This window comes from Pseudomonas sp. 37 R 15, assembly GCF_900004865.1.
GTDB lineage: Bacteria > Pseudomonadota > Gammaproteobacteria > Pseudomonadales > Pseudomonadaceae > Aquipseudomonas > Aquipseudomonas fluorescens_AM.
Genome location: NZ_CVTV01000061.1, coordinates 215,952 through 237,975 on the forward strand (window position 1 = coordinate 215,952; position 22,024 = coordinate 237,975).

Annotated in this window: 21 protein-coding genes; 9 read left to right on the forward strand and 12 right to left on the reverse strand. The window is 61.2% G+C overall.

The window, feature by feature from the left end; genetic code table 11:
- Nucleotides 1-186 precede the first annotated feature (186 nt).
- Together BFQ04_RS26705 and BFQ04_RS26710 are read left to right on the forward strand one after the other, a co-directional pair.
- The gene (locus BFQ04_RS26705) at nucleotides 187-2,475 is read left to right on the forward strand and encodes a CHASE2 domain-containing protein (protein WP_065953341.1); all 2,289 of its coding nucleotides are present in this window, start codon (nucleotides 187-189) and stop codon (nucleotides 2,473-2,475) included.
- 47 nt (nucleotides 2,476-2,522) lie between these two features.
- Complete coding sequence (locus BFQ04_RS26710; protein ID WP_065953342.1) at nucleotides 2,523-2,789, forward strand: hypothetical protein; 267 nt, start codon at nucleotides 2,523-2,525, stop codon at nucleotides 2,787-2,789.
- 247 nt (nucleotides 2,790-3,036) lie between these two features.
- Here BFQ04_RS26710 and BFQ04_RS26715 read toward each other — a convergent pair whose 3' ends face one another.
- The 4 genes from BFQ04_RS26715 to glyQ all read right to left on the reverse strand — a co-directional run bounded on the left by BFQ04_RS26715 (nucleotide 3,037) and on the right by glyQ (nucleotide 7,433).
- The gene (locus BFQ04_RS26715) at nucleotides 3,037-3,807 is read right to left on the reverse strand and encodes a lysophospholipid acyltransferase family protein (protein WP_065953343.1); all 771 of its coding nucleotides are present in this window, start codon (nucleotides 3,805-3,807) and stop codon (nucleotides 3,037-3,039) included.
- Between the two features lie 82 nt (nucleotides 3,808-3,889).
- Nucleotides 3,890-4,429 carry a D-glycero-beta-D-manno-heptose 1,7-bisphosphate 7-phosphatase gene (gene gmhB, locus BFQ04_RS26720; protein ID WP_175413322.1) on the reverse strand — a complete coding sequence of 180 codons (540 nt, stop codon included), beginning with the start codon at nucleotides 4,427-4,429 and terminating at the stop codon, nucleotides 3,890-3,892.
- Nucleotides 4,429-6,483, reverse strand: a complete 2,055-nt coding sequence (gene glyS, locus BFQ04_RS26725) for a glycine--tRNA ligase subunit beta (protein ID WP_065953344.1) — start codon at nucleotides 6,481-6,483, stop codon at nucleotides 4,429-4,431. The genes gmhB and glyS overlap by 1 nt, the downstream gene beginning before the upstream one ends.
- A complete protein-coding gene (glyQ, locus tag BFQ04_RS26730; RefSeq protein ID WP_065953345.1) occupies nucleotides 6,480-7,433 on the reverse strand; it encodes a glycine--tRNA ligase subunit alpha in 954 nt (317 codons plus the stop codon). The genes glyS and glyQ overlap by 4 nt, the downstream gene beginning before the upstream one ends.
- Before the next feature lie 81 nt (nucleotides 7,434-7,514).
- Between glyQ and BFQ04_RS26735 the strand changes: the two genes are divergently transcribed.
- Together BFQ04_RS26735 and BFQ04_RS26740 are read left to right on the forward strand one after the other, a co-directional pair.
- Nucleotides 7,515-8,072, forward strand: a complete 558-nt coding sequence (locus BFQ04_RS26735; RefSeq protein ID WP_065953346.1) for a DNA-3-methyladenine glycosylase I — start codon at nucleotides 7,515-7,517, stop codon at nucleotides 8,070-8,072.
- Nucleotides 8,073-8,112: 40 nt separating this feature from the next.
- Complete coding sequence (locus tag BFQ04_RS26740; RefSeq protein ID WP_065953347.1) at nucleotides 8,113-9,000, forward strand: lysophospholipid acyltransferase; 888 nt, start codon at nucleotides 8,113-8,115, stop codon at nucleotides 8,998-9,000.
- Nucleotides 9,001-9,135: 135 nt separating this feature from the next.
- Here BFQ04_RS26740 and BFQ04_RS26745 read toward each other — a convergent pair whose 3' ends face one another.
- The 5 genes from BFQ04_RS26745 to def all read right to left on the reverse strand — a co-directional run bounded on the left by BFQ04_RS26745 (nucleotide 9,136) and on the right by def (nucleotide 13,698).
- Complete coding sequence (locus BFQ04_RS26745) at nucleotides 9,136-9,447, reverse strand: hypothetical protein (protein WP_065953348.1); 312 nt, start codon at nucleotides 9,445-9,447, stop codon at nucleotides 9,136-9,138.
- An 18-nt stretch (nucleotides 9,448-9,465) separates the two neighbouring features.
- On the reverse strand, nucleotides 9,466-10,839 hold the full coding sequence (gene trkA / locus BFQ04_RS26750; protein WP_065953349.1) for a Trk system potassium transporter TrkA: 1,374 nt from the start codon (nucleotides 10,837-10,839) through the stop codon (nucleotides 9,466-9,468).
- Between the two features lie 22 nt (nucleotides 10,840-10,861).
- Nucleotides 10,862-12,172 carry a 16S rRNA (cytosine(967)-C(5))-methyltransferase RsmB gene (gene rsmB, locus BFQ04_RS26755; protein WP_065953350.1) on the reverse strand — a complete coding sequence of 437 codons (1,311 nt, stop codon included), beginning with the start codon at nucleotides 12,170-12,172 and terminating at the stop codon, nucleotides 10,862-10,864.
- The gene (gene fmt / locus BFQ04_RS26760) at nucleotides 12,169-13,122 is read right to left on the reverse strand and encodes a methionyl-tRNA formyltransferase (protein ID WP_065953351.1); all 954 of its coding nucleotides are present in this window, start codon (nucleotides 13,120-13,122) and stop codon (nucleotides 12,169-12,171) included. The genes rsmB and fmt overlap by 4 nt, the downstream gene beginning before the upstream one ends.
- A 69-nt stretch (nucleotides 13,123-13,191) precedes the next feature.
- Nucleotides 13,192-13,698 (reverse strand): peptide deformylase, encoded by a 507-nt coding sequence (gene def, locus BFQ04_RS26765; RefSeq protein WP_065953352.1) that lies wholly within the window; start codon nucleotides 13,696-13,698, stop codon nucleotides 13,192-13,194.
- A gap of 135 nt (nucleotides 13,699-13,833) precedes the next feature.
- On the opposite strand from def, the gene BFQ04_RS26770 reads away from it, so the two are divergent.
- From BFQ04_RS26770 to BFQ04_RS26780, 3 genes are all read left to right on the forward strand, one after another.
- The gene (locus tag BFQ04_RS26770; protein WP_065953353.1) at nucleotides 13,834-14,610 is read left to right on the forward strand and encodes a peptidoglycan-binding protein; all 777 of its coding nucleotides are present in this window, start codon (nucleotides 13,834-13,836) and stop codon (nucleotides 14,608-14,610) included.
- 63 nt (nucleotides 14,611-14,673) lie between these two features.
- Complete coding sequence (gene dprA, locus BFQ04_RS26775; protein WP_065953354.1) at nucleotides 14,674-15,777, forward strand: DNA-processing protein DprA; 1,104 nt, start codon at nucleotides 14,674-14,676, stop codon at nucleotides 15,775-15,777.
- Between the two features lie 58 nt (nucleotides 15,778-15,835).
- Entirely contained in the window at nucleotides 15,836-16,393 is a 558-nt protein-coding gene (locus BFQ04_RS26780) for an L-threonylcarbamoyladenylate synthase (RefSeq protein WP_065886727.1), read from the forward strand.
- Between the two features lie 104 nt (nucleotides 16,394-16,497).
- On the opposite strand, the gene BFQ04_RS26785 is transcribed toward BFQ04_RS26780, so the two are convergent.
- The gene (locus BFQ04_RS26785; protein WP_065953355.1) at nucleotides 16,498-17,475 is read right to left on the reverse strand and encodes an NADPH:quinone reductase; all 978 of its coding nucleotides are present in this window, start codon (nucleotides 17,473-17,475) and stop codon (nucleotides 16,498-16,500) included.
- A gap of 159 nt (nucleotides 17,476-17,634) precedes the next feature.
- On the opposite strand from BFQ04_RS26785, the gene hemF reads away from it, so the two are divergent.
- Together hemF and aroE are read left to right on the forward strand one after the other, a co-directional pair.
- Nucleotides 17,635-18,567 carry an oxygen-dependent coproporphyrinogen oxidase gene (hemF, locus tag BFQ04_RS26790; RefSeq protein ID WP_065953356.1) on the forward strand — a complete coding sequence of 311 codons (933 nt, stop codon included), beginning with the start codon at nucleotides 17,635-17,637 and terminating at the stop codon, nucleotides 18,565-18,567.
- Complete coding sequence (aroE, locus tag BFQ04_RS26795; RefSeq protein WP_065953357.1) at nucleotides 18,567-19,385, forward strand: shikimate dehydrogenase; 819 nt, start codon at nucleotides 18,567-18,569, stop codon at nucleotides 19,383-19,385. The genes hemF and aroE overlap by 1 nt, the downstream gene beginning before the upstream one ends.
- A 53-nt stretch (nucleotides 19,386-19,438) precedes the next feature.
- Here the strand turns inward: aroE and BFQ04_RS26800 are convergent, their stop codons facing one another.
- Nucleotides 19,439-21,007: a SulP family inorganic anion transporter gene (locus BFQ04_RS26800; protein ID WP_065953358.1), complete on the reverse strand. Its 1,569-nt coding sequence runs from the start codon at nucleotides 21,005-21,007 to the stop codon at nucleotides 19,439-19,441.
- Nucleotides 21,008-21,105: 98 nt separating this feature from the next.
- Nucleotides 21,106-22,020, reverse strand: coding sequence for a choline ABC transporter substrate-binding protein (gene choX, locus BFQ04_RS26805; RefSeq protein WP_065953359.1), 915 nt, complete (start codon nucleotides 22,018-22,020; stop codon nucleotides 21,106-21,108).
- Nucleotides 22,021-22,024: the final 4 nt, after the last annotated feature.

A 22,024-nucleotide genomic window follows, 5' to 3' on the forward strand; every position in this document is an offset into this window, starting at 1 on the left:
GGCTATGAGGAAAAGGATCGATGTACGGTATGGTGATTGCCTGATACTCCAAGAAGACCGGAATAAGCTTCACTGGTATCAGTACCTCTGATGCGTTTCAGCGTGACCACCTGGAGGGAGACCGGGGCTTATGACACTTTCATCTGACGGTTATCGATGCCTTGTCGGGTCCGCGGCGGTGACCCTGTGAAACTGTGGGGCAAGGCTGAAAAACGCCAGCCCACCCGGGCGCAGTTGCTGTTTCACGGGTTGGTACGAGAGTGGCTGTTGATCGGCTTGGTCTTATTGCCCTTCACGGCTTACTTATCCTTGAGTCCGGGCCTGGCCCTTAATAACCCGCTCTATGACAGCCTGCGCCAGTTGGCACCGCTGCCGGTAGACCCGCGCATTGTGTTGGTAACCATTGACGCGCCAAGTCTGGAAGAACTTGGCCCATGGCCCTGGCCGCGCAGTGTGCATGCGGACCTGATCGAACGCCTCAGTGCCGCCAAGCCGGCAGGTATTCTATTCGATGTCATCTTCAGTGAACCCGGCGAAGGCACAGGTGACCGACGATTGGCCGACGCTGTATGCAAGGCAGGCAATGTATTGCTGCCCATCGTGACGGACAGCAGCGCACGGTCCAGGCAGATGGGAGAGTCCTTGTCGCCTTTGCTCAAGTGCGCCAGGGGCATCGGGCATATCAATGTCGAATCGGATCATGATGGTGTCGTGCGCAGCCTGTATCTACGTGAAGGCCCCCCGGGCAGCGCACTCCCGCAGTTGGCCTGGCTGGCGTTCACGTTGAACGGGCAAACATCAGGGATGCCGGGCATGCCTCAAGAGCCGGGTAGTCAGCAGTGGCATCAGGAACATCAGATCCGCGTCCCTTTCACCTCTACACACGACCCTTTCCCAAGTGTTTCTTACGCCAGCGTGCTACGTGGCGAGGTGTCTCCAGAGTGGCTGCGCGGTCGACTGATTCTGGTCGGTGCCACGGCCTATGGGATGGGCGAGAGTTTCGTTACGCCGCTCTCCTCTATCGGCTCGACAGCGGGTGTGGAGATTCAGGCCAATGTGCTCAATGGCTTACTGCAAGGGCGCAGTATTGCCGATCTGCCAGGTTGGCTTGCGGCGCTGATGGCGACGTCCCTGGTGGCACTGCTGCTGGGCCTGCTGTTGTATCGCCCACGATATGCGCTGTGGATGACCCTGAGCGGCATGGCCATGTCGATACTGGGTGCGTGGGCGCTGCTGAGCCTAGGCCACTGGTGGTCGCCTGCGGCTTGTCTGATTGGTTTGCTGCTCAGCTACCTGATCTGGAACTGGCGACGTCTGAGTGTGATTCTCGCCTACTTCGGCTGGGAACTTGCTCGCCTGGATAACGAACCCAAAGTCTTGCCGGAGCGGCGCCGTGCGCCGGCCAGCAAGGGCGATGTGCTGCAAGGGCGGATCTTCGCCCTCGAGCAGGCGGTCAGTCGTACGCGCGATACTCGGCGTTTCATGGCGGATGGCCTGGAATGCCTGCCGGTCGCGACCCTGATCACCGATCCCCGGGGCAGCGTCCTGTTGGCCAATCGCGTTGCTCGTGAGGTATTCGGCAACGACCTGGTTCAAGAAAACCTCCTTGAACAGCTCGCCGACCTGGGTTATCCGCCGCTGCATAACGGCGTGCGCCCTGCCCTGTCCGAATTGGCGTTGGTCGAGTTCCGTGATATCCACCAACGCAGCTTGCGCATGGAGCTTGCACCCCTGCTGCCGGCCGAAGGTGACATCGCCCTGGGTTGGCTGCTGAGCCTCACGGATCTAAGCAAGGAACGCGAAGCCCAACAGCATCGCGAAACCATGCTGCGCTTCCTGTCCCATGACCTGCGTGCGCCACATTCGGCAATCCTCGCCCTATTGGATCTGCATGAGAGTGAATCGCCCGTGTTTGGCCAGATCGAACAACAGGTGCGCCGAGCGCTGAGCCTCACCGAGTCCTTTGTGCAACTGGCGAAAGCGGAGGCGGACGGTTACCACTTCCAGCCCACCCTGTTTGCCATGCTGGTGATGGATGCTTTCGATCAAGTGGCAGTTATCGCGCAACTCAAAGGCATTCGTTTGGTTCACGATCTGGATGAAGCGGACGAAGGCATGGTGTCGGCAGACCAGTCGCTGCTCACTCGCGCACTGTTCAACGTCCTGGAGAATGCCATCAAGTATTCATCCTCGGGGACTACCGTCAGATTGAGGCACAGCACGGTAGAGGGTTGGTTGGAATGTCGTATCAGTGACCAGGGGCCGGGAATTGCTGCGGCGGACCTGCCGGAACTGTTCAGCCAGTATCGGCGTTTTGATTCTGCGCAGGGCAGCGAGGGTTTGGGATTGGGGCTGACGATGGTCAAAGCCGTCATAGAGCGTCACAAGGGCTACATTGGTTGCGAGAGTGTTGTAGGAAAAGGTACTACCTTCACCTTGAAACTGCCGTTGTTGGAAGAACCCTTCGGGAACTGAAGTGCAGATTTCTCCACTTATGAAGTCTGCCAACCTGGAGTTTTTCCATGAAAGAAATAAACACGCAATTTAACTTCCCAACGCTTGGCCCTTCAATCAACAGCGATCCTCAAGCGGCATCGAAAACAACGATAAAAAACGTAGACGAAGCTCGCGGATACGTAGCAGCGTTAGGACTTCGCTACCAGGATCAGTTCTCCGCTGCATCAACTGGCCTTGCGGAAAAAATGAGCAATGGGCAACTTGATGAAGACAGCTATCTGCTGCTGACGAGCGCTATGGTTGACGCCAGCCGGGTGGCGCTGGCGAGGTAGACGGCAGTCAGTACGCGCCGACGCCGCACGCCAAAAAAAAATGCCCCACATCAGTGATGCGGGGCATTTTTTTATAGGTGTAGCGCCATTCTGAGAAAGGTACCTGTAATAGGCAACGCTGCGACAGAAAAACTTATGCACTTTTTACGTGATTTTATGAGCTTGGGAAATATGCAATGAAATCAGCTTGTTGTGACGATAAAAGCGCCATTCGAGAGAAAATCATACACAGGTTATCCACAGATCATCAGATCACAGGTGTATCAATCACCACCGGCTCCGGCGGCAATGAACCCATCGCCCGTTGCTGCGCTTCATTCCATGCTGCGGCGCGGTCGTTCAAGGCGGCAATAGCGCGTGGGCCTTCGCCCTCTGCATACATGGGCTCGCCGATCACCACGGTAATGGTGCCTGCGCGTTTGGCCCAACCGGTCTTTGGCCAGAACTTCCCAGCGTTATGTGCGATCGGCAACACCGGCAGGTTGGCGTTGACCGCCAATGCAGTGCCGCCGCGCGAGAACTTGCCTACGGTGCCATAAGGCACACGCGTACCTTCGGGAAAGATCAGCACCCAAACACCATCCTTGAGCAGCTCGTCGCCTTTCTTGGCAACATGCTTGAGCGCGGCCTTGGGATTGTCACGGTCGATCGCAATCGGACGCAGCATCGCCATGGCCCAACCAAAGAACGGCACGTACAGCAGTTCACGCTTGAGCACCTGGCTCAGGGGCGAGAAGTACGCCGAGAGGAAGAACGTTTCCCAGGTGCTCTGGTGGTTCGACAGAATCACGCAGGGCTGCTCCGGGACGTTTTCCGCGCCCTTGATCTCGAAGCGAATGCCCAGGAAGACCTTGGACAGCCACAGCGCACAGCGGCACCAATACACATTGATAAAGCGATAGCGCGCCTTGAACGGCAGGAAAGGTGCAATAAAAAAGCTCAGGGTGCACCAGAGAAACGAACTGGTGCCCAGTAGCAGGTAAAAGAAAAAGGTTCTGATGGCCTGCAAGATCGACATGGCGGCATTTACCGTTGCGGGACACGGCCCGCCTGTTAAAAGCGCACTCCCGAACAATCCCTGGTCAGGAAGTCGAGGGCGGCTAGTTGTTGATAAGTTCTGCGGCAACCGCCGCCAGATCGTCAAAAATCAAAGTGCCTACCGGCAGGTTTTTCGCCTGGGTCTTTTCGCCTTTCCCGGTTTTTACCAAAACTGGCTGAGAGTCGACGGCTTTGGCCGCCTCCAGGTCACCGAGACTGTCCCCGACGAACCATATCCCAGCCAAGGGCACCTTGTAATGTTTTGCAATAGTTTTCAGCATGCCAGGTTTGGGCTTGCGGCAAGCGCAGCCCTCATCCGGGCCGTGGGGGCAGTAAACCACTAGCCCCACCTCACCGCCCTGCTCGGCCACCAGCCTGCGCAAGCGCGCGTGCATGGCGTCCAGGGTGGCAATGTCGTAATAACCGCGGGCGATGCCGGACTGGTTAGTGGCAATGGCCACTGTCCAGCCGGCTTTGCTCAACTGCGCGATGGCCTCGATCGAACCGGGCAGTGGAATCCATTCCGCCACCGACTTGATGTAAGCGTCGGAGTCGTAATTGATCACCCCGTCCCGATCGAGAATCAGCAGTTTCAACATGATCAGCCCAGTACGGAAATGTCAGCGATATTGATGAACAGGCCACGCAGACGCGCGAGCATGGCGTAGCGGTTTTTCCGCACGCCGGCATCGTCGGCATTGATCATCACCGCTTCAAAGAACGCATCCACCGGCTCACGCAACGACGCCAGGCGCGCCAGCGCTTCAGCGTAGTTACGCTCGGCGATCAGCGGCTTCACGGCGTTCTCGGCCTTGACGATGGCCGAGTTCAGCGAGAACTCCTTGGCATCGGCAAACAGGCTTGGGTCCACTTCGGCAGTGCCCAGGTTGTCGGCCTTGCTCAGCAGGTTCGATACGCGTTTGTTCACGGCGGCCAGGGCATCGGCTTCCGGCAACTTGCGGAACGCCTGTACGGCCTGTACGCGTTGATCGAAGTCCAGCGCCGAACCCGGCTGCAGGGCACGCACCGACAGGTAGACAGAAACGTCCACGCCTTCATCTTCGTAACGCGCACGCAGGCGGTCGAACACGAACTCCAGCACTTGCTCGGCCAGGCCCGCTTGCTTGACCTTGGCACCGAACTGGCCGACGGCAAATACCACGGCCTGGGTCAGGTCGAGGTCCAGCTTCTTGTCGATCAGAATACGCAGCACGCCCAGGGCCGCACGGCGCAGCGCATACGGGTCTTTGCTGCCGGTGGGCAACATGCCGATACCGAAGATACCCACCAGCGTGTCCAGCTTGTCGGCGATGGCAACGGCCGCACCGGTCAGGGTGCTCGGCAGCTCGGCACCGGCGCCACGTGGCATGTACTGCTCGTTCAGTGCCAGGGCCACATCGTCCGGTTCGCCGTCGTTGAGGGCGTAGTAGTAACCGGCCACGCCTTGCATCTCAGGGAATTCACCGACCATCTCGGTGGCCAGGTCGCACTTGGACAGCAGGCCTGCGCGGGCGGCCCAGGCAGCATCGCCACCAATGCGCGGCGCGATGTAGGCCGCCAGCTTGGAAACGCGTACGGCTTTGTCGTAGACGCTGCCGAGTTTTTCCTGGAACACCACGTTTTGCAGACGCAGGTTGAAGTCTTCGAGCTTCTGCTTCTTGTCCTGCTTGAAGAAGAACTCGGCGTCGGTCAGGCGTGGGCGCACGACTTTCTCGTTACCGGCGATGATCTGTTGCGGGTCCGTGCTTTCGATGTTGGCCACGGTGATGAAACGCGGCAACAACTTACCGTCCACGTCCAGCAGGCAGAAGTACTTCTGGTTGTCCTGCATGGTGGTGATCAGCGCTTCTTGCGGTACGTCGAGGAAGCGCTCTTCGAACGAGCACACCAGCGGCACCGGCCATTCAACCAGGGCGGTCACTTCGTCGAGCAGGCTTGGCGGCACGATGGCGGTGCCTTCCTGCAGGCGGGCCAGCTCTTCGGTGCGCTTGCTGATCAACTCGCGACGCTCATTGGCATCGGCCAGCACGTAGGCGGCGCGCAGGTCATTGAGGTAGTTGGCCGGCGAGGTGATGCGCACGCTCTCCGGGTGGTGGAAGCGGTGGCCACGGGAATCACGGCCTGCCCTCTGGGCGAGGATGGTGCAATCGATGACCTGGTCACCGAGCAGCATCACCAGCCATTGGGTTGGGCGTACGAATTCTTCCTTGCGCGCACCCCAGCGCATGCGCTTGGGGATCGGCAGGTCGTTCAGGGAGTCTTCCACGATGGTCGGCAACAGGCTGGCCGTCGGCTTGCCGGTGATGACCTGGCTGAAGCGCAGTTTCGGCCCGCTCTGGTCAATCTCGCTCAGCTCGACGCCGCACTTCTTGGCGAAGCCCAGTGCCGCCTGAGTCGGGTTGCCTTCGGCGTCAAATGCGGCCTGACGCGGCGGACCGTCGAGGTTGATGTTGCGGTCCGGCTGCTGGGTTTCCAGCGCGGTCAGCAACACCGCCAGGCGACGTGGCGCGGCGTAGACTTTCTTCGCGGCGAACTTCAGCCCGGCGCCGTGCAGGCCTTTTTCGATACCGGCCAGGAATGCATCGGCCAGGGTGTTGAGTGCCTTGGGTGGCAGCTCTTCGGTGCCCAGTTCAACCAGGAAATCTTGAGCACTCATTGTGCAGCCTCCAGCTTAGCCAACACTTCATCACGCAAATCGGGGGGTGCCATCGGGAAGCCCAGCTTGGCGCGCGCCAGCAGGTAGGCTTGGGCGACGGAACGCGCCAGGGTACGTACACGCAGGATGTATTGCTGGCGCGCGGTCACCGAGATGGCACGGCGCGCGTCCAGCAGGTTGAAGGTATGGGAGGCCTTCAACACCATTTCATAGCTCGGCAACGGCAGCGGCTGGTCGAGTTCGATCAGGCGCTTGGCTTCGCTTTCATAGAAATCGAACAGTTCGAACAGCTTGTCGACGTTGGCGTGTTCGAAGTTGTAGGTGGACTGCTCCACTTCGTTCTGGTGGAACACGTCGCCGTAGGTGACTTTGCCGAAAGGGCCGTCAGCCCACACCAGGTCATAGACCGAGTCCACGCCCTGCAGGTACATGGCCAGGCGCTCGAGACCGTAGGTGATTTCGCCGGTCACCGGGTAGCACTCGATGCCGCCCGCTTGCTGGAAGTAAGTGAACTGGGTCACTTCCATGCCATTGAGCCAGACTTCCCAGCCCAGGCCCCAGGCGCCCAGGGTCGGCGATTCCCAGTTGTCCTCGACGAAACGGATGTCGTGGACCAGTGGGTCCAGGCCGACATGTTTCAGCGAGCCCAGGTACAGTTCCTGGAAGTTGTCCGGATTGGGCTTCAACACCACCTGGAACTGGTAGTAGTGCTGCAGACGGTTCGGGTTTTCGCCGTAGCGGCCGTCAGTCGGGCGACGACTGGGCTGCACATAAGCGGCGTTCCAGGTTTCCGGGCCGATGGCCCGCAGGAAGGTTGCGGTGTGGAAAGTGCCGGCGCCTACTTCCATATCGTAGGGCTGAAGTACCACACAACCTTGCTCGGCCCAGTATTGCTGGAGGGCGAGGATCAAGTCTTGGAAGGTACGCACGGCTGGCGTAGGCTGGCTCACGAAATTCACCTGTTACTTGGGCTGCGATTTAAAGAGCGGGAGTATACCCGATTCGGCCCCGCCACCACTCCCTGGAGCCTTATGCCACGCTGCTTTTGGTGTTCTGAAGATCCGCTGTACATGGCTTATCACGATCAAGAGTGGGGAACGCCGCTGCGCGATGCGCAGGGACTGTTCGAGTTGCTTTTGCTCGAAGGGTTCCAGGCGGGCTTGTCCTGGATCACCGTTTTACGCAAACGCGAGCATTACCGGAAGGTGCTGTTCGGCTTCGATGCGCAGCGTCTGGCCAGGCTGACCGACGCTGAAATCGAAGCGCTGATGCAGGACCCGGGCATCGTGCGCAATCGCCTGAAGCTCAACGCCACACGCCGCAACGCCGCGGCCTGGCTGGCGCTGGAAGACCCGGTGGGGTTGCTCTGGTCGTTTGTCGGCGGCAAGCCCAAGGTCAATCACTTCAAGGATCGCAGCGACGTCCCGGCGATTACGCCCGAAGCCGAAGCCATGAGCAAGGCCTTGAAAAAGGCCGGCTTTACGTTTGTCGGGCCGACCATCTGCTACGCGTTCATGCAGGCCTCGGGCATGGTCATGGACCACACCCAGGACTGCGACCGTTACGCGGACCTGGTCAACGCCGGTTAGAATGCGCGCTTTGCGTACCACACACGATCAGGAGTGACCTGTGGAAAAGTTTAAAGGCGCCTTGCTGGTAGGCGCTCTTCGGTTGTTTGCCCTGCTGCCCTGGCGCGCCGTTCAGGCCGTCGGCACGGGCATCGGCTGGATCATGTGGAAAACCCCCAACCGCTCCCGCGACACGGTGCGGATCAACCTGTCCAAATGCTTCCCGGACATGGACCCGGTCGAACGCGAGCGCCTGGTGGGCCGCAGCCTGATGGACATCGGCAAGTCCCTGACCGAAAGCGCTTGCGCCTGGATCTGGCCGGCCCAGCGTTCCATCGACCTGGTGCGCGAAGTCGAAGGCCTGGAAGTGCTCCACGAGGCCCTGGCCTCGGGTAAAGGGGTGGTGGGTATCACCAGCCACCTGGGCAACTGGGAAGTGCTGAATCATTTTTATTGCAGCCAGTGCAAACCGATCATTTTCTATCGCCCACCCAAGCTCAAGGCCGTTGACGAATTGTTGCGCAAGCAACGCGTGCAACTGGGCAACCGCGTGGCCGCCTCCACCAAGGAAGGCATCCTCAGTGTGATCAAGGAAGTGCGTAAAGGCGGCCAGGTAGGTATCCCTGCCGACCCCGAACCGGCTGAATCCGCCGGCATCTTCGTACCGTTCTTCGCGACCCAGGCGCTGACCAGCAAGTTCGTGCCGAACATGCTCGCGGGTCACAAGGCGGTGGGCGTGTTCCTGCATGCCCTGCGCTTGCCGGACGGCTCGGGTTACAAGGTGATCCTGGAAGCGGCCCCGGAAGACATGTACAGCACTGATACCGCCACGTCCTGCGCGGCGATGAGCAAGGTGGTTGAGCGTTATGTCGGCGCCTACCCGAGCCAGTACATGTGGAGCATGAAACGCTTCAAGAAACGCCCGCCGGGTGAGGCGCGGTGGTACTGATTGACACCTGACTCAAGATCACCACAAAAAACAATGTGGGAGGGGGCTTGCCCCCGATAGCGGTGGTTCAGTCAACTATGTATTGGCTGACACACTGCTATCGGGGGGCAAGCCCCCTCCCACATTTGGTTCTGCTCAGGTCTGGCGGTCGAGTTTCTTCAGGAATACCGTCATCTCTTTTTCGGCCTGTTTGTCGCCATGGGCCTGGGCCGCCTCGATGCCTCTCTCCCACGCGTATCGTGCGCCAGCGTTATCATCCTGCCCCAACTGCGCCTTGCCCAACAACTTCCAGGCCGCCGAATACTTAGGGTCGAATTCGACACATTTCTGTAGGTGCTGCGCCGCCTTGGCGTTGTCCTTCAGGTCCAGATAACCCTTGCCCAGCCCAAACCGCAGCAGCGAATTATCCACGCCCTTGGCGAGCATTTTTTCCAGGGATTCGAGCATGTCGGTCACTCCGTTTGATCAGAAAAAGCTCAAGCCCACGTGGAACAGCTTCTCCACGTCGCGGATATGTTTCTTGTCCACCAGGAACAAGATCACATGGTCACCGGTGGCGATGACCGTATCGTCGTGGGCGATGATCACTTCTTCATCGCGAATGATCGCGCCAATGGTGGTGCCCGGCGGCAAGCCGATATCGCGGATGGCCCTGCCGATGACCTTGCTCGATTTGGAGTCGCCATGGGCAATCGCCTCGATAGCCTCCGCCGCGCCACGGCGCAGGGAGTGCACGCTGACGATGTCGCCACGGCGCACGTGAGCGAGCAACGTGCCGATGGTTGCCAATTGCGGACTGATGGCGATGTCGATATCGCCGCCCTGGATCAGGTCGACATAGGCCGGGTTGTTGATGATGGTCATCACCTTCTTCGCCCCCAGCCGCTTGGCCAGCAGCGAGGACATGATGTTGGCCTCGTCGTCGTTGGTCAGCGCCAGGAAGATATCGGCATCGGCGATGTTTTCTTCCATCAGCAGGTCGCGGTCCGAGGCACTGCCCTGCAGCACCACGGTGCTGTCGAGCGTGTCGGACAAGTGCCGGCAGCGCGTGGGGCTCATCTCGATGATCTTCACCTGGTAGCGACTTTCGATGGCCTCCGCCAAGCGCTCACCGATCTGCCCGCCGCCGGCGATGACGATGCGTTTATAGGTCTCGTCGAGCCGGCGCATTTCGCTCATTACCGCACGAATATTCGCCTTGGCCGCGATGAAAAACACTTCGTCATCGGCTTCGATCACGGTGTCGCCCTGGGGCAGGATGGGCCGGTCACGCCGGAAAATCGCGGCGACGCGGGTTTCCACATTCGGCATGTGTTCGCGCAATTGACGCAATTGCTGACCCACCAGCGGCCCGCCGTAGTAGGCCTTTACCGCGACCAGTTGCGCCTTGCCCTCGGCGAAGTCGATCACCTGCAAGGCACCCGGAATTTCAATCAGGCGCTTGATGTAGTGCGTGACCACCTGTTCCGGACTGATCAGCACGTCCACCGGAATGGCATCGTTATCGAACAGGCCGGCGCGGGTCAGGTAGGCGGCTTCGCGCACACGGGCGATCTTGGTCGGGGTGTGGAACAGCGTGTGGGCGACCTGGCAGGCGACCATGTTGGTCTCGTCGCTGTTGGTGACCGCGACGAGCATGTCGGCATCGTCGGCACCGGCTTGGCGCAGCACAGTCGGGAACGACGCACGGCCCTGCACCGTGCGGATGTCCAGGCGGTCGCCCAGATTGCGCAGGCGCTCGGCGTCAGTGTCGACCACGGTGATGTCGTTGGCTTCGCTGGCCAAATGTTCAGCCAGCGTGCCACCGACCTGCCCTGCCCCGAGGATGATGATTTTCATCCGGTCACTCCCTTAAAACCATTCAGCCGCGCGCGGCGGCGATCTTGATCAGTTTGGCGTAGTAGAAGCCATCATGCCCGCCTTCCTGCGCAAGCAATTGGCGACCGTGCGGTTGCTTGATGCCGGCCGTGGTCGCGAGGTCCAGTTCCCGTGCGCCGCTGGTGCGGGCGAGGAAGGCTTCGATAACCTCGGTATTCTCGGTGGGCAAGGTGGAGCAGGTGGCGTAAAGCAGAATGCCGCCGACTTCCAGGGTTGGCCACAGCGCGTCCAGTAGTTCGCCTTGCAACACGGCCAGGGCGGCGATGTCGTCGGGTTGGCGCGTCAGCTTGATATCCGGGTGGCGGCGGATCACGCCGGTGGCCGAACAGGGCGCATCCAGCAGGATGCGCTGGAACGGTTTGCCGTCCCACCAGGTGGCGGTGTCGCGGCCGTCGGCGGCGATCAATTCGGCGCTCAAACCCAGGCGTGCGAGGTTTTCCCGTACGCGCACCAGACGCTTGGCTTCCAGGTCGACCGCTACCACACCGCCCAGGTCCTTTTCGACTTCCAGGATGTGACAGGTCTTGCCGCCAGGCGCGCAGCAGGCGTCCAAGACGCGTTGGCCGGGTGCCAGGTCGAGCAGGTCGGCGGCCAGTTGTGCGGCTTCGTCCTGCACGCTGATCCAGCCCTCGGCAAAGCCCGGCAGGCTGCGCACGTCTGTGGCAGCCTGGAGCACGATACCGTCGATGCTGTACACGCACGGCGCGGCGTCGATGCCCGCTTCGCTGAGCAATTGCAGGTAGGCGTCGCGGCTGTGATGCCGGCGGTTGACCCGCAGGATCATCGGCGGATGGGCATTGTTCGCCGCGCAAATGGCTTCCCACTGCTTCGGCCAGAACGCCTTCAGGGATTTTTGCAGCCAGCGCGGATGCGCGGTGCGCACCACCGGGTCATGTTCCAGCTCGGCCAGCAGCCCTTCGCTTTCGCGCTGGGCGCGGCGCAACACGGCATTGAGCAAGGCCTTGGCCCAGGGTTTTTTCAGTTTGTCGGCGCAACCCACCGTCTCACCGATGGCGGCATGGGCCGGTACGCGGGTATAGAGCAGTTGATAGAGACCGACCAGCAGCAGCGCTTCAACATCGGCATCGGCTGCCTTGAACGGTTTTTGCAGCAACTTGGCCGCCAACGCCGACAACCTTGGCTGCCAGCGCGCCGTGCCAAACGCCAGGTCCTGAGTGAAACCGCGATCACGGTCTTCGACCTTGTCCAACTGCACAGGCAGTGAACTGTTCAGCGAAGCCTTGCCGTTGAGCACGGCGGCGAGCGCCTTGGCGGCGGCCAGACGTGGGTTCATTGAGCGCTCACCCCGAGGAACGTGCCCGGAGCGAATTGCTCCCGGCGGCTGTTGAACAGGTCGCTGAAATTCAGCGCCTTGCCACCGGGCAATTGCAGACGTGTCAGGCACAACGCCTGTTCACCGCAGGCGACCAGCAGGCCGTCCTTGCTGGCGCCGATGATTTCTCCGGGCGCGCCTTCACCGTCGGCCAGGGTGGCAGCCAGCACTTTCAAGGCTTCGCCGTTGAGCGTGCTGTGGCAGACAGGCCATGGGTTGAACGCACGCACCAGGCGCTCAAGCTCCACGGCCGGGCGGCTCCAGTCAATGCGGGCTTCGTCTTTGTTCAGTTTGTGCGCGTAGGTGGCCAGGCTGTCGTCCTGCACATCGCCTTCCAGGGTGCCCGCAGCAAGCCCGGCGATGGCCTGGATGACGGCGGGCGGGCCCATTTCAGCCAGACGGTCGTGCAGGCTGCCGCCGGTGTCCTCGGCGGTGATCGGCGTGGTGACTTTGAGCAGCATCGGGCCGGTGTCCAGCCCTGCTTCCATGCGCATGACCGTCACGCCGCTTTCGCTGTCGCCTGCTTGCACGGCGCGCTGGATCGGCGCCGCTCCGCGCCAGCGTGGCAGCAACGAAGCGTGGCTGTTGATGCAGCCCAGGCGTGGGATATCGAGTACGGCCTGAGGCAGGATCAAGCCGTAGGCGACGACCACCAGCAGGTCCGGCTTGAGCGCGGCCAGTTCCGCCTGGGCATCCGCATTGCGCAGGGTCGGTGGTTGCAGCACGGCGATACTGTGCTCGAGCGCCAGTTGCTTGACCGGGCTGGGCATCAGTTTTTGCCCGCGCCCGGCCGGGCGATCCGGCTGGGTGTACACCGCGACGATTTCATAGGGGCTGGCAAGCAGCGCCTTGAGGTGTTCGGCGGCAAATTCGGGTGTACCGGCAAAAACAATGCGCAGTGGCTCGGTCATCGGAGTTCTCGGTTAAAAGCAGTCACAAAAGAAAAAGGCTTGCCGCAGCAAGCCTTTGGAAGGAGGGCATCAAGCTTGCTGGCGATGCTTTTTTTCCAGCTTCTTCTTGATCCGGTCACGTTTGAGCGTGGACAGGTAATCGACAAACAGCTTGCCGTTGAGGTGGTCGCACTCGTGCTGGATGCACACCGCCAACAGGCCTTCGGCAATCAACTCGAACGGCTTGCCGTCGCGGTCCAGGGCCTTGATCTTCACGCGCAATGGGCGTTCGACGTTCTCGTAGAACTCCGGCACCGACAGGCAACCTTCCTGGTATTCGCCCATCTCGTCGGTCAGCGCTTCGAACTCGGGGTTGATGTACACCCGGGGTTCGCTGCGATCTTCGGACAGGTCCATGACCACGACGCGCAGATGCACGTTGACCTGGGTCGCGGCGAGGCCGATGCCCGGAGCTTCATACATTGTTTCAAACATGTCATCGACCAACTGACGAACCTTGTCGTCCACTACGGCCACCGGCTTGGCGATCGTGCGCAGGCGCGAGTCGGGAAATTCGAGGATGTTCAAAATAGCCATAAGCGTAATTGCTGCACATGTGAGGTAGAGGCAAATCGGCGGTGGGATGGACCCAGGCAGCCGGTGTGAAACGTTCGAAAGCCGCGAAGGCTATGGCGTTTCACGCGAACGCACATAATAAAGGAGATTGACCCCATGAGGAAATCGCTACTCGTCTTGCTGCTATGGGCCCCGCTGGCCATGGCGCTGATTCCACAGCCCGGCCAGCGCCTGGACCCTGTCACGCAAAAGGCGATACAGAGCTTCTTGCTGCACAATCGCCTGCTCGATTCCCCCAAGGACCTGGACAACGCACCCTATATCGTCGCCGCCGAGGCCGGACGCGTGCTGGGCGCCAATGGCGAGCGCGTCTACGCCAGGGGCAGTCTGGACCCGACCCAGCCGAATTACGGGATCTTCCGTCGAGGCAGGGTCTATACCGACCCCGACACCCGGGAACTGCTTGGAATCAATGCCGACGACATCGGCACCGCGCGCTTTTTGCTGACCGATGATCTCACCACCCTGGCCGTGCAAAGGGTTACCCAGGAAGTGCGTCCAGGCGACCGTTTGCTTCGCGCCGAACCTGGCGTCAGCCTGGCCGATCTGAAAACGGCTGCCCATGCACCCTTCGTTGAGGGCCACATCATCGACATCCCCAAGGGCGTCACGCAAATCGGCGTGCTGGATGCGGTGACCTTGAACAAGGGGCGCCGGGACGGCGTAGTCGAAGGCCAATTGCTCACGGTGATCAGGGCTGGCGCCTCGGTACGCGATGCGCTTACAGGTGCCCCGACGCGACTCCCGGATGTGCGTGCTGGCACCCTGCTGGTATTTCGCACCTATGAAAAACTCAGCTACGCCCTGGTTCTCAGCGCGTCCCGCCCGTTGGCGGTCATGGATCGTTTCGAGACTGACGATCAATCGCAATAAATAGCCTGCTAAATAAGTTACCAACAGAGTTATCCACAGCTTGTTCCGATCAAGGATGATCAGATGTTTCCGATAAACAGCACTCAGATTTCCCCGGCAGAGCTGGAAGCCCGGCTACGCTTGCACAGGTTGCCGGAACTGGGCCCCAGGCGTTTTCACCGGTTGATCGAGGCGTTCGGCTCTGCGTCCAAAGCCATCAGTGCACCTGCCAGTGCCTGGCGTGCGCTCGGGTTGCCGGCGGTCAGTGCCGATGCCCGGCGCAGTCCGGATATTCGCGATGGGGCCAGTGCGGCATTGGCCTGGCTGGCCCGTCCGGGCCAGCATTTACTGATGTGGGACCAGCCCGATTACCCTGCGCTGCTAGGCCAGATTGAGGGTGCTCCGCCGCTGTTATTCGTTGCCGGCGACCCCACGCTGCTGGAAAAACCGCAGTTGGCCGTAGTGGGCAGTCGTCGTGCCTCCCGCCCCGGCATGGACACCGCCGCCGCCTTTTCCCGCAGCCTGGCATGCGCCGGTTTCGTCATCACCAGCGGCCTTGCGTTGGGTATCGATGGTGCGGCCCATCAGGCGGCATTGGACGTGGGCGGTCATACCATCGGTGTACTCGGCACCGGCCTGGAAAAACTTTATCCACAGCGCCACAAGACGCTCGCCGCCACCATGATCGCCCAGGGCAGCGCCGTGGTTTCCGAGTTTCCACTGGACGCGCCACCCCAGGCCGGTAACTTTCCACGGCGCAATCGTATTATCAGCGGTTTGTCCCTGGGCGTTTTGGTGGTGGAAGCCAGCATCGCCAGCGGTTCGCTTATTACCGCACGGCTGGCGGCGGAACAAGGGCGCGAGGTGTACGCCATTCCGGGTTCCATCCATCATCCGGCGGCCAAGGGCTGTCATCAGTTGATCCGCGATGGCGCGGTGCTGGTGGAAACCATCGAGCATATTCTTGAAGGCTTGCGCGGTTGGCAGGCATTGTCACGCCCGGCCCCGGTGCCGGTTGTGCATCCACTGGTGGCCCTGTTGCATGCGGCCCCGCATACCAGCGAAGCCCTGGCGCTTGCCAGTGGACGGCCGCTGGCCCAGGTGCTGGCGAGCCTTACCGAGCTGGAACTCGAAGGCCAGGTGATCTGTGAAAGTGGGCGCTGGCTTGCGCGTGGCGAGCGGTTGTAGCTGGGTTTTGCAACGAAGATCGGTAAACTGCCCAGAGCTTTAGTTCGGAGAGTAAACAATGGTCAACAGGTGGCGTGTGCTGGAAGCCGCACGAGAAATTCGCGCTGGTGCGGTGATTGCCTATCCGACCGAAGCGGTCTGGGGCCTGGGCTGCGACCCGTGGAATGAAGCAGCGGTGGACCGGTTGCTGGCGATCAAGAATCGCTCAGTGGATAAGGGCCTGATCCTGGTGGCCGATAATATTCGCCAGTTCGACTTCCTGTTCGAAGACTTTCCCGACACCTGGATCGAGCGCATGGCCAGCACCTGGCCTGGGCCGAATACCTGGCTGGTGCCCCATCAGGACTTGCTGCCGGAATGGGTCACGGGTGTGCATGACACCGTGGCGCTGCGGGTCAGTGACCATCCGCTGGTACGGGATTTGTGCGCCCAGGTCGGGCCGTTGATTTCCACGTCGGCCAACCCCCAGGGCCGTCCGGCCGCGCGTACGCGGATTCGGGTGGAGCAGTATTTCCGGGGGCAGGTGGACCTTGTGTTGGGCGGCGCCCTGGGGGGGCGCAAGAACCCGAGCCTGATCCGTGACCTGGCGACGGGGGATGTGGTGCGGCCTTCCTGAGACCGAGTCGCGCCTATCGGGGGCAAGCCCCCTCCCACATTTGATTGGTGTTCGTCGTGACACCTCGTTCAAGGGTGGGAGGGGGCTTGCCCCCGATGACTTGCTTAAGGCAGCAGAATGGTCGAGCCGGTCGTGCGCCGCGCCGACAACTCGGTCTGCGCTTTGGCCGCATCCGCCAGTGCATAGCGCTGATTGATATCAATGCGCACCTTGCCGCTCTTGATCATCGAGAACAGGTCATCGGCCATCGCCTGCAAATCCTTCGCGTTGCTCGCGTAGGTCGCCAGCGTCGGCCGGGTGACATACAGCGACCCCTTCGCCGACAGAATCCCCAGGTTCACCCCATCCACCGCGCCCGACGCATTCCCGAAACTCACCACCAAACCACGCGGTGCCACGCTGTCCAGCGACGTCAGCCAAGTGTCCTTGCCAACGCCGTCATACACCACCGGCACCTTTTTACCGTCAGTCAGTTCCAGCACGCGCTGTGCGACATTTTCCTTGCTGTAATCAATGGTCTCCCAGGCGCCGAGGGATTTGGCCAGGGCGGCTTTCTCCGGTGAGCTCACCGTGCCGATCAACTTGACGCCCAGCGCCTTGGCCCATTGGCAAGCCAGGGAGCCTACACCGCCTGCGGCGGCGTGGAACAGAATGGTTTCGCCGCCCTTCAACTCATAGGTCTGGCGTAAGAGGTACTGCACGGTCAGGCCCTTGAGCATGGCACCGGCGGCCTGTTCGAAGCTGATCTCGTCCGGCAGATGCACCAGATTGGCGGCGGGCAACACGTGCAGTTGGCTGTAGGCGCCGAGCGGGCCGCTGCCATAGGCCACGCGGTCGCCGACCTTGAATTGGCTGACTTCACTGCCCACGGCATCGACCACACCGGCGCCTTCGGCCCCCAGTCCCGAGGGCAAGGACGGTGGCGCGTAGAGGCCGCTGCGAAAATAAGTGTCGATGAAGTTCAGGCCAATGGCTTCGTTGCGCACCCGAACCTGCTGTGGGCCTGGCTCCGCTGGTGTGTAGTCCACATACTCGAGCACGTCGGGGCCGCCGTGGGCGCTGAACTGGATACGTTTGGCCATCTACCTTCTCCTTGGGTCGAATAAACGAAGGCTCCTATCGGACTCCTAAGCTTGATCTTCGTCAACTGCGACGACACGGGGTGGGGTGGTATCCTGTGCGCCCATTTGCCGCCGACGCCCAATGGCCTCGCGTAGCTTTGCCCGATTCAAGGTGATGCCATGACTACTCGCACCGAGGCTGTAAAAGCCTACCTGCTCGACCTGCAAGACCGCATTTGCAGCGCCCTGGAAACCTTCGAAACGGACACGCGCTTTATCGAAGACGCCTGGACCCGGCCTGCGGGTGGTGGCGGTCGCACCCGTGTGATTGAGAACGGGTCGGTCATCGAAAAAGGCGGCGTCAACTTTTCCCACGTGTTTGGCAGCGGCTTGCCACCGTCCGCCAGTGCGCATCGCCCTGAACTGGCCGGGCGCGGCTTCGAGGCGCTGGGCGTGTCGCTGGTGATCCATCCCCACAACCCGCACGTGCCGACTTCCCACGCCAATGTGCGCTTTTTCATTGCCGAAAAAGAAGGCGAAGAGCCGGTGTGGTGGTTTGGCGGCGGCTTTGACCTGACGCCCTATTACGGCAACGACGAAGACTGCATCCACTGGCATCGCGTGGCCGAGCAGGCCTGTGCGCCGTTCGGTGCGGACGTTTACCCGCGTTATAAAGCCTGGTGCGACACCTATTTCCATATCAAGCACCGCAACGAGCCGCGTGGCATCGGCGGCCTGTTTTTCGATGACTTGAACGAATGGGGCTTCGACACCTGCTTTGCCTTCATCCGCGCCATCGGTGATGCCTACATCGACGCCTACCTGCCGATCATGCAGCGCCGCAAGGCGATGGCTTACACCGAACAGCAGCGCCAGTTCCAGGAGTTCCGCCGGGGCCGCTACGTTGAGTTCAACCTCGTCTATGACCGTGGCACCCTGTTCGGCCTGCAGTCGGGCGGGCGTACCGAGTCGATCCTGATGTCGCTGCCGCCGCAGGTGCGCTGGAGCTACGACTGGAAAGCCGAAGCCGGCAGCGAAGAAGCGCGCCTTACCGACTATTTTCTGCAAGACCGCGACTGGCTCGGCCTGGCTGCGCCCAAGGTGGTGGTGTGATGGATCGCTATGTCGTCTTCGGCAACCCCATCGGCCACAGCAAATCACCGTTGATTCACCGCCTGTTCGCCGAGCAGACCGGCGAGCAGATGGACTACAGCACGTTGCTCGCGCCGCTGGAGGATTTCATCGGCTGCGCCCGTGAGTTCTTTCAACACGGCCGTGGGGCGAATGTCACCGTGCCGTTCAAGGAAGACGCTTTCCGGCTGGCCGACACGCTCACCGAACGCGCCCAACGCGCCGGTGCGGTGAATACCCTGAGCAAGCTGGCCGATGGCACGTTGCTCGGTGATAACACTGACGGCGCAGGCCTGGTGCGCGACCTCAAGGTCAACGCCGGGCTGGACCTGCAAGGCAAGCGCATCCTGTTGCTGGGCGCCGGTGGCGCGGTACGCGGCGTGTTGGAGCCGTTGCTGGCCGAGAAGCCCGCCTCGCTGATCATTGCCAACCGCACCGTGGAAAAAGCCGAAGGGCTGGCCGAGCTGTTCGACGACCTGGGGCCGGTGTCCGCCAGTGGTTTCGATTGGCTGCGTGAGCCGGTGGACGTGATTATCAACGCCACGTCCGCCAGCTTGTCAGGCGACGTACCGCCGATTGCGGGCAGTTTGATCGAACCGGGCAAGACGTTCTGCTACGACATGATGTACGCCAAGGAGCCGACCGCCTTCTGTCGCTGGGCCGATGAGCAAGGTGCAGCGGTAGCGATGGATGGCCTGGGCATGCTGGTTGAACAGGCGGCGCAGGCCTTCTTCCTGTGGCGCGGCGTACGCCCGGAGTCGGCGCCGGTACTGGCCGAGCTGCGCCGCCAGTTGGCCTGACATACATCCAACTGTGGGAGGGGGCAAGCCTCCTCCCACAGTTTTGACCGTATTCAGTCCTCGAAATGGATGGGGCACCTGTCTGGCCCCTCCAGCTTTTTCAACTCATCCACCACCTGCGGCCGAGCCCCGCGCAATGTCAGGCTACGCCCCAACCCCGCCAACCGCCGCGCTTCCTGGTGCAGCATCTCCACCCCGGAATAGTCGATAAAGTTGATCTGCTGGGCCTCGATCACCACCCGCTCGCCCTGCAAACGTTGCAGGCGCACCTGCAGGTAGTGGCTGGCGCCAAAAAAGATCGAGCCACCCACGCGCAAGACATCCTCGTCGCCGTCGCGCCATTGCTGCACCCGGGGTTGCGAGGTGCGCTTGAGGTAGAAAAACAGCGACGCGAGTACCCCGGCATAAATCGCCGTTTGCAGTTCCAGAAGCAAGGTAGCGACACACGTCAGCGCCATCACCACGAATTCGGCGCGGCTCACGCGCAACAACGCCCGAATGCCTCGGTGGTCCACCAGCCCCCAGCAGATCAACAGGATACTTGCCGCCATGCTCGGGATCGGGATGTGGGCGATCAACCCTGCGCCATACAGCGCGAACAGCGCCACCCAGAGTGCGGAAAACACGCCGGCCAATGGCGAGCGGGCACCCGCCTCATAACTGAGGCCGGAACGGGTGAAGGAGCCTGCCGACAAATACCCGGAGAAAAACCCGCCGACGATATTGGATAAACCCTGGGCGCGAACTTCCTGATTCGCGTCGAGCAGTTGCTGCGAACGGGCCGACAATGAACGGGCAATCGACAGGCTGGTCACCAGTCCCAGCATGCCCACCGCCACCGCGCTCGGCAGCAGGCGCAGGATCGTATCCAGGTCCATTGGCAACGGGCGCAAGGGTGGCAGCTTGCCGATGAACGAACTGACCAGCGCCACATGCCCGAACAGCGCCGGCCACAGCCACGTGGCCAGGCTGCCCAGGGCCAGGGCGATCAACAGGCTCGGCCAGCGTGGCATCAGGTATTTGAGCAACGCGCCCACCAGCAAGGTACTCATGCCCAGGGCAAGCGAGGCGTGATCCCACTCGCCGGCATGCTCGAGCAGCGCCAGCAGGCTGTTGATCGCGGTGGCCTGGCTCGGCAGGTCCAGCCCCAGCAGGTTGGGCAACTGACCAAGGGCGATGACCACTGCGGCACCCAGGGTGAAACCAAGCACCACGGAATGGGAGACGAAATTCACCAGCGCGCCGAAGCGCAGCAGACCCAGCAACCACTGGAACACGCCGGCCAGGACGGTCAGCAGCAGGATCAAGGTGATGTAATCCTGGGAACCCGGCACCGCCAGCGGGCTGATGCTGGCGTAGAGCACAATGGAAATTGCCGCTGTAGGACCGCAGATCAGGTGCCAGGACGAGCCCCACAGGCAAGCGATCAACACTGGAATAATGGCCGCGTACAGGCCGTACTCCGGTGGGAGCCCGGCAATCAGCGCGTAGGCAATCGATTGTGGCAGCGCGAGTACGGCGCCGCTGAGGCCGACGATGGCATCCCGGCCGACGCTGCCGCAGGTTTGGCGCGGGAGCCAATCGAGGAAAGGGAACAGGGTGTGGCGGTTGGGCCGGGGCATCGCAGGCTCGGATTCAAAGGTTGGGCTCAGGGTATCAGCACATGCTGATCCTTGTGGGAGGGGGCTTGCTCCCTCCCACATTTGGATCGTGGTGTGTCTTAGAGGTTGGCTTTTACCGCTGCCAACGCATCCTTGCCATCAACGGTTTTCACGCCATCGAGCCATTTGTCCAATACCGCCGGATTGGCCTTGATCCACGCCTTGGCTGCTTCGGCATTGCTGACCTTATTGTTGGCCACGTCAGCCATGATGCTGTTCTCCATCTCCTGGGTGAAACTCAGGTTGGTCAGCAGTTTGCCCACATTCGGACAGGCTTGCGCATAGCCCTTGCGGGTCAGGGTATAGACGCTGCCGGTGCTGCCAAAATACTGCTCGCCGCCTTTGAGGTAGTGCATTTTCAGCTGCACGTTCATGGGGTGCGGCGTCCAGCCGAGGAAGGTGACGAAGCGCTGTTTCTTCACCGCTCGCGAGACTTCGGCGAGCATCGCCTGTTCACTCGACTCCACCAGCTTCCACTGGCCGAGATCAAAGTCATTCTTCTTGATGATCTCCTGCAGCGAGATATTCGCCGGCGCGCCGGAGCCGATGCCGTAGATCTTCTTGCCGAACTGGTCGGCGAATTTATTCAGATCGGCAAAATCATGCACACCCGCGTCCCACACGTAGTCCGGTACGGCAAGGGTGAACTCGGTGCCGTCGAGGTTCTTCGCCAGCTGTACGACATCGCCATTGGCCACGAACTTGTCATAGAAGCCCTGCTGCGCCGGCATCCAGTTGCCCAGGAACACGTCAACCTGACCATCCTTGAGCCCGCCAAAGGTAATCGGCACGGCGAGGGTGTCGACCTTGGGCTTGTAGCCCATTCCGGTCAGCAGAAAACCGGTGATGGCGTTGGTCGCCGCAATGTCGCTCCAGCCGGGATCGGCCATTTTTACCGTTTCACAGCTGGGGTCCGCGTATGCATTGGCGCTGCTCAACGCCAGCATGCCCAGCACTACCGTTAACTTTTGCATGGCC